Origin of the sequence: Streptomyces glaucescens, assembly GCF_002154375.1 — a bacterium.
Taxonomy (GTDB): Bacteria; Actinomycetota; Actinomycetes; order Streptomycetales; family Streptomycetaceae; genus Streptomyces; species Streptomyces glaucescens.
In genome coordinates, this window is the sequence record NZ_MUND01000818.1 from 1 (window position 1) to 7,299 (window position 7,299).

Here is a 7,299-nt window from a genome sequence, read left to right on the forward strand (position 1 = left end):
GGACGGGCCGAGGGTGCCGGTGACCCAGTCGGACTGGAGCTGGCCCTTGGCGGTGAGCATCCAGGTGGCGAACTCGGGGCCGGCGAGGGAGGCTCCGGGGGCGAGCCGGACGAGCTGCGGCTGCGGGTGCGCCACGACGGCGAACTGGCTCCCGGGCAGCCAGGACTTGGCGTGCGCCTTGAGGTCGACGGGGATGCGGTCGAGGCGGGTCACCGAGCCGAGCAGGGCGCCGGCGTGGATGTAGTGGGTGAGCAGCCGGCCCGCGGAGGCCAGGACGCCGGGGCCGAGGTCGCAGGAGGCGAGCTGGCGCAGCTGGCGGGCGAGGACGGCGACGCCGAGCGGCGGGAGTCCGGGCGTGAGGAGCGCGATCCGGTCGGTCTCCAGCAGGGAGCGGACGGTGCGCAGCCGCCGTTCGACGGCGGCGGGGGCGGCCGCGGAGTGGACGACGACGAGGTGGCCGTGGGCCTCCAGGACGGCCGTCACCTCGGCGAGGACCTGTTCCAGGGGACGCCGGTCGAGGTCCTTCAGGACGACGGCGGGCAGCGTTCGCTCGTCCTGCGGTGGCAGCGCCAGGTCGGCGCTGGTCACGGCAATGGCAGTGGGCACGCGCAGCTCTCCGTCTCACGCCGGTCGGTCCGCCGGGGTTACTCCGCCGCACCGAAATGACTTCATTGCGTGACTACCTCAGCACTGTATCCACGGCCATGTGACCGGAGAACAGCGTTTGTCTAGCTCGCGGACAACTGTCTTCGCACAAGTCACGGCAAAACGGGACAGGTTGTGCACACGGCCGCACGAAGCGGCACCCTTCGGGTGAACCGGGACCGGAGACTCCGGTCGCCGTGCGTTCGACGGACCGTCTCGGGCCCTGGCCCTTGACAACTCAATTGGTCTGGACCAACTTTGTGGCAGCGGTGGCCACCGTCGTCCCGAACGACCCCCACTCCCCACCGGAGGCCCCAGTGGACCCCGTACGCAGACGCAGCAGGCGCATACGCCTCTGGTCGGGCGCAGCCACCGCCGCCCTCGCCCTCTCCCTCACCACCGCCACCCAGGCGTCCGCCGCGGACGTCAACAACGTGCGGAACGCCGGCTTCGAGGCGGGCCTCGCCGACTGGACGTGCTCGGCGGGCAGCGGTACGGCCGTCTCCTCCCCCGTGCACGGCGGCACGGCCGCGCTGAAGGCCACCCCCGCCGGCCAGGACAACGCCCGCTGCACCCAGACGGTCGCCGTCAAGCCCAACTCCACGTACACGCTCAGCGCCTGGGTCCAGGGCGGATACGCCTACCTCGGCGCGACCGGCACGGGCACCACGGACGTCTCGACGTGGACCCCCGACGCCCCGGCCTGGAAGCAGCTGACGACCACCTTCACCACCGGCGCGTCCACCACCTCGGTGACGGTCTACACCCACGGCTGGTACGGCCAGGCGGCCTACCACGTCGACGACGTGTCCGTCTTCGGCCCCGACGGCGGCGGAGGCGGCAACCCGGCCCCGACGGTCCCCGGCGCCCCCGGCGGCCTGTCCGTCGCGGGCACGACCTCCTCCTCCGTCTCCCTCACCTGGAACACGGTCTCGGGCGCGACCGGCTACACCGTCTACCGCAACGGCACGAAGGCGACCGCGGTGACCGGCACCTCGGCCACCGTGACCGGACTGGCGGCCTCCACGTCGTACTCCTTCCAGGTCACCGCGACCAACGCGGCGGGCGAGTCACCGAAGTCGGCGACCGTCACCGCGACGACCGCGCCGACCGGCGGGGGCGGCGGGGGCTCCGTGCCCAAGCACGCGGTGACCGGCTACTGGCAGAACTTCGACAACGGGGCGGCCGTCCAGCGGCTCTCCGACGTCCAGGCCCAGTACGACATCATCGCCGTGGCCTTCGCCGACGCGACGAGCACACCGGGCGCGGTGACCTTCAACCTGGACTCGGCCGGCCTCGGCGGCTACACCGTCGACCAGTTCAAGGCCGACATCAAGGCCAAGCAGGCGGCCGGCAAGAAGGTGATCATCTCGGTGGGCGGCGAACTCGGGCGGGTCGCGGTGAACGACGCGGCATCGGCCGCGAACTTCGCGAACTCGGTCCACTCCCTGATGCAGACGTACGGCTTCGACGGCGTCGACATCGACCTGGAGAACGGCCTCAACGCGACGTACATGACCCAGGCGCTGCGGTCCCTGTCCGCGAAGGCGGGCCCCTCCCTGATCATCACGATGGCCCCGCAGACCATCGACATGCAGTCGACGTCGAACTCCTACTTCCAGACGGCCCTGAACATCAAGGACATCCTCACCGTCGTCAACATGCAGTACTACAACAGCGGCTCCATGCTCGGCTGCGACGGCAAGGTCTACAGCCAGGGCTCGGTCGACTTCCTCACCGCCCTCGCCTGCATCCAGCTGGAGAACGGCCTGGCCCCGTCCCAGGTCGGCCTCGGACTCCCGGCCTCCACCCGGGGAGCGGGCAGCGGCTACGTGTCCCCCTCGGTCGTCAACGCCGCACTGGACTGCCTGACCAAGGCCGCCAACTGCGGCTCCTTCAAGCCCCCGCGGACCTACCCCGGCCTGCGCGGCGCGATGACCTGGTCCACCAACTGGGACGCGACGGCGGGCAACGCCTGGTCGAACGCGGTGGGACCGCACGTGCACGCACTGCCGTAGTCCGAAAACGCGTGGGCCGCTTTGCGCTCCGTAACCGGCCCGTGTGATCTTTGCGAACATGAGTACGGGGGTCGAAGTCCGCGATCTGGTTGACGTCGTGCGGCGAGCGCGAGAGGCCAAGGCCTCGCCGCAGGACGTCTTCGAGGCGTTCGTCCGGGCACGGGTGTACTGCGAGCGGCCTGAGGAGCCGGGGTTCCTGACGGTGCCCGCGCCGACGGACGTGGCCGGTCACGGGGCCGGGGGCCCGCGTTCCAGCCTGCTGGACCTCGTCGCGGATGACCCGCCGCCGCGAGCGGCAAACCGCCTCGTCCCCGTCTTCACCTCGCTGGAGCAGTTCGCCCTGTTCGCCGGCGAGGGCCCCTGGTTCTCCACCACCGGGGCCGACGTGCTCGGCCTGCTGCCGCCCGGACTGGACGTCTGGCTGGACCCGGCCTCGGAGCACGCGGTGCGGCTGGCCTCGGCGGCCGTCGGCACCGAGCCGGTGCTGCACATCTCGTACCGGAACCTGGGGGCGTGACGGCATGGGCGGCGAAGCCTGGCTGATCCCCAGAGGGGCCGACGGCGGCGAGTTCGCGTACGAGGTGCACTTCCTCCAGTCCATCGAGCGTCCGCTCGTGGAGTCGACGGCGGCGGCACGCGAACTCGCCGGTGAAAGCGCGGAACAGCGCCTGGAGTTCCTGACGCTGACCACCCTCGACAAGACCGGCGCGGACGACGTGACGGACGCCGTCGACACCTTCATCGCCAAGTGGAGCCACGGCCTCGGCTGCATAGCCGACGACGCGGAGGTCATCGTCGCCGCGCTCGCCTCCGCGATCAACACCTTCCTCGTCACCGACACGAAGGTGGGGTACGAGGCGCGGCAGGTCCGGCTGCAGGAGCAGTACAAGGACGACCACCCGGTGACGACGTGGCTGGAGGGCTACGGCGTCGAGGGCGGGAAGCAGCACTTCCAGGAGCGCCGGGACAGCCCCCCGCCGGGCCACGGCGAGAAGCAGGCACCCCCGCGATGACCGAGACGCACTTCCGCCGCAGGGCATGGATCGCGGCGACGGACACCGTGCAGGACTGGGTGCCGGGCAAGCCGTCCGAGCTGGACCAGCTGATCAAGAAACTGGCCGGTACGGCGGCCCACTTCGGCCAGGGCGCGGAGCAGCTGCGCAAACTGAACACCGACCCCTGGCAGGGCGAGGCGGCCGAGGTGTTCCGCGACACCGTCAAACGGCTGCCGAAGGACCTGGACACCGCGCTGGACGCGTTCGTCGCGGCCGGGCTGGCGGTACTGGCGTACCGCAACGTCCTGGACGGCGCCCAGCGCCTCACCCGGCGGATCCTCGAGAACGAGGCCCCGACAGCGCGGGAGCTGTCGCGCGCGTACGACAAGGCGGTGTCGGACCACGACGCGTCGGTGAAGGCGGGCGACACCGCGGCCGCCAGTCCGCCGGAGACCGACCCCGGCAAGACCCTGATGGCCGAACTGGTCGGCATGATCGAGGCCGCCCGGAAGGACGTCGAGGAAGCCGCCGCCACCGCCAAGCGGGAGCTGACCGAGGCAGCGGAGAAGGCCCCGAAGCGGCCGAGCGCCTGGTCCCGCTTCAAGGGCGGCGCGAAAGAGGCCGTGAACGACTTCGCCGACCTGGCCATCGCGGTCAACCCGGGCCGCCTCCTGACCGAGCCCGGCGCGTACCTCCACGACGGCGCGATGCTCCTCGACGGCGGCATCGCGGCCGTCCGGGACCCCGTCGCCTTCTCCAAGGACTTCTACCAGGGCGCCACGAACACCTGGGACGCCTTCGAGAAGGACCCGGTGCGGATGCTGGGGTATCTGGCCCCGAGCCTGGCCGGCGGTGCCGTGGTGGGCGGCTCGGCGGGCCTCGCGCGCCGGCTGGACGGGGTCGACGGGACGGGCCGGGCCACCGGCCTCGGCACGGGCGCCGACCATGTGAACGGGGCCGAGCCGGGCACCTACAGCGAGGACGGCCATCGCTCGGCCAGCAACCCGACGGACCCCGTCGACCTCGCCACCGGCAGGATGTACCTGCCGCAGACCGACCTCACGCTCCCCGGCGCCCTCCCCCTGGTCTTCAAACGCCGCGCGCAGTCCGGCTACCGGGCCGGCCGCTGGTTCGGCCCCTCCTGGTCGAACACCGTCGACCAGCGCCTGGAGATCGACGCCGAACGCATCGTCTTCGTCCACGAGGACGGCCTGATCCTCGCCTACCCCCGCCCCGAGGCGGACGGCGCCCCGGCCCTCCCGGCCGAGGGCCCGCGCTGGCCGCTGCGCCGGGACCCGGAGGGCTACCGGATCACCGACCCGGCGACGGGCCGCGTCTGGCACTTCGAGGACCAGACGGACGACCACGCCCGTCTGGAACAGATCGACGACCGCAACGGCAACTGGATCACCTTCGAGTACGCCCCCGACGGCACCCCGCTCGCCCTGACCCACAGCGGCGGCTACCGCGTCCGCATCACGACCGAGGACCACCGCATCACGGCGCTGCACCTGGCGGGCGCCGCCCCCGACGGCACGGACCAGGAACTGATCCGCTACGGCTACTCGGAGGCGGGCGACCTCACCGAGGTCGTGAACTCCTCCGGCGTCCCCCTGCGCTTCACGTACGACGAAGCGGGCCGGATCACCTCCTGGACCGACACCAACGACCGCGGCTACACGTACGAGTACGACGACCGGGACCGCTGCATCGCCGAGGGCGGCGCCGCGGGCCACATGAGCCTCCGCCTGGAGTACGGCGAACGCGACCCGGAGACGGGCCTGCGCACGACGACGGCGACGACGGGCACCGGACACGTCCACCGCTACCTGGTCAACGACCTGTCCCAGGTGGTCGCCGAGATCGACCCGCTCGGCGCGGTCACCCGCTTCGAACGGGACCGCTACCACCGCGTGCTCTCCCGCACCGACCCGCTGGGCCACGTCACGTCGCTCCGCTACGACGACGCGGGCAGCCTCGTGTCGGTCGTCCGCGCCGACGGCCGGGAATCGACGGCGGAGTACGACGAGCTGGGCCGCCCCGTCCGGGTGCGGAACACGGACGGCACGACCGTGCTGCAGACGTACGACGAGCGTGGCAACAGGACGTCGGTGACCCGCCCGTCGGGCGAGACCACGCGCTTCACCTACACCGACGCGGGCCACCTCACCTCCGTCACCGACCCGCTCGGCCACACGACGACGATCCGCTGCGACGCGGCAGGTCTGCCGGTGGAGATCACGGACCCGCTCGGCGCGGTCACCCGCTACGAACGCGACGCGTTCGGCCGCCCGGTCGCCGTCACAGACCCCACCGGCTCGACCACCCGCCTCGCGTGGACGGTGGAGGGCCGCCTGTCCCGCCGTACGGCCCCGGACGGCACCACCGAGACATGGACGTACGACGGCGAGGGCAACTGCACCAGCCACACCGACCCGCTCGGCGGCGTCTCTCGCTTCGAGTACACGCACTTCGACCTGCTGACGTCCCGGACGGGCCCGGACGGCGTGCGCTACGACTTCGACCACGACCTGGAGCTGCGGCTGACGAAGGTCACGAACCCACAGGGCCTGACGTGGTCGTACGAGTACGACGCGGCCGGCCACCTGATCGCGGAGACCGACTTCGACGACCGGCGGCTGACGTACGCGTACGACGCGGCGGGCCGCCTGGCCTCCCGAGCGAACGCGCTCGGCGAGACGATCTCCTTCGAGCGCAACGCGCTGGGCCAGGTGATCCGCAAGGACGCGGCGGGCCGGGCCACCACGTTCACGTACGACACGACGGACCAGCTCGCCGAGGCCACCGGCCCGGACGGCACGACGCTGGTCCTGTCCCGCGACGAGTACGGCCGCCTGCTGGCCGAGACGGTCGACGACCGGACCCTGACATACACCTACGACACCCTGGGCCGCCGAACGGGCCGCGTAACCCCGGCCGGTGCGACGACGACGTGGACCTACGACGCGGCCGGCCGCCGCACAGGCATGGTGGCCTCGGGCCGCGCCATCGACTTCACGTACGACGAGGCAGGCCGCGAACTGTCCCGCCGGATCGGCGAGACGGTCACCCTGGAGCACGGCTTCGACGACCTCGGACGCCTGACGACGCAATCGGTGACCGGAGCGGGCGGAGCACGGCTCCAGAACCGCACGTACACCTACCGCGCCGACGGCAGCCTGACCGGCATCGACGACCAGCTCTCCGGCTCCCGCCGCTTCGACCTCGACGCCGTCGGCCGTGTCACGGCCGTCCACGCGGCGAACTGGACGGAGACGTACGCCTACGACGCCGCGGGCAACCAGACGTCGGCCTCCTGGCCCTCCTCCCACCCGGGCGCCGAGGCTGTGGGCGATCGCGAGTACACCGGCACCCGCATCACCCGAGCCGGCCGAGTCCGCTACGAACACGACGAACTGGGCCGCACAGTCCTCCGCCAGAAGACCCGCCTCTCCCGCAAGCCGGACACATGGCGCTACGAGTGGGACGCGGAAGACCGCCTCACCTCGGTGACCACGCCCGACGGCACCCGCTGGCGCTACACCTACGACCCCCTGGGCCGCCGCACGGCGAAACTCCGCCTGGCGGAGGACGGCGAGACGGTCGTGGAACAGGTCGTGTTCACCTGGGACGGCACCACC

General features: G+C 71.8%; 5 protein-coding genes. 4 read left to right on the forward strand and 1 reads right to left on the reverse strand.

The genetic code is table 11. The features are described from left to right. The coding region (locus tag CCN42_RS37750) for a hypothetical protein (protein WP_169731598.1) at positions 1-606 on the reverse strand (606 nt) is incomplete at its 3' end. Between the two features lie 356 nt (positions 607-962). Between CCN42_RS37750 and CCN42_RS37755 the strand changes: the two genes are divergently transcribed. The 4 genes from CCN42_RS37755 to CCN42_RS37770 form a co-directional block, all read left to right on the forward strand. Next, positions 963-2,663, forward strand: coding sequence for a chitinase (locus CCN42_RS37755; protein ID WP_086741766.1), 1,701 nt, complete (start codon positions 963-965; stop codon positions 2,661-2,663). 97 nt (positions 2,664-2,760) lie between these two features. Continuing rightward, the gene (locus CCN42_RS37760) at positions 2,761-3,180 is read left to right on the forward strand and encodes an SseB family protein (RefSeq protein WP_158102190.1); all 420 of its coding nucleotides are present in this window, start codon (positions 2,761-2,763) and stop codon (positions 3,178-3,180) included. A 4-nt stretch (positions 3,181-3,184) separates the two neighbouring features. After that, a complete protein-coding gene (locus tag CCN42_RS37765; RefSeq protein ID WP_086741768.1) occupies positions 3,185-3,676 on the forward strand; it encodes a hypothetical protein in 492 nt (163 codons plus the stop codon). Continuing rightward, positions 3,673-7,299: putative T7SS-secreted protein (locus tag CCN42_RS37770; RefSeq protein WP_086741769.1), on the forward strand; the 3,627-nt coding region annotated here is incomplete at its 3' end. The genes CCN42_RS37765 and CCN42_RS37770, both read left to right, overlap by 4 nt.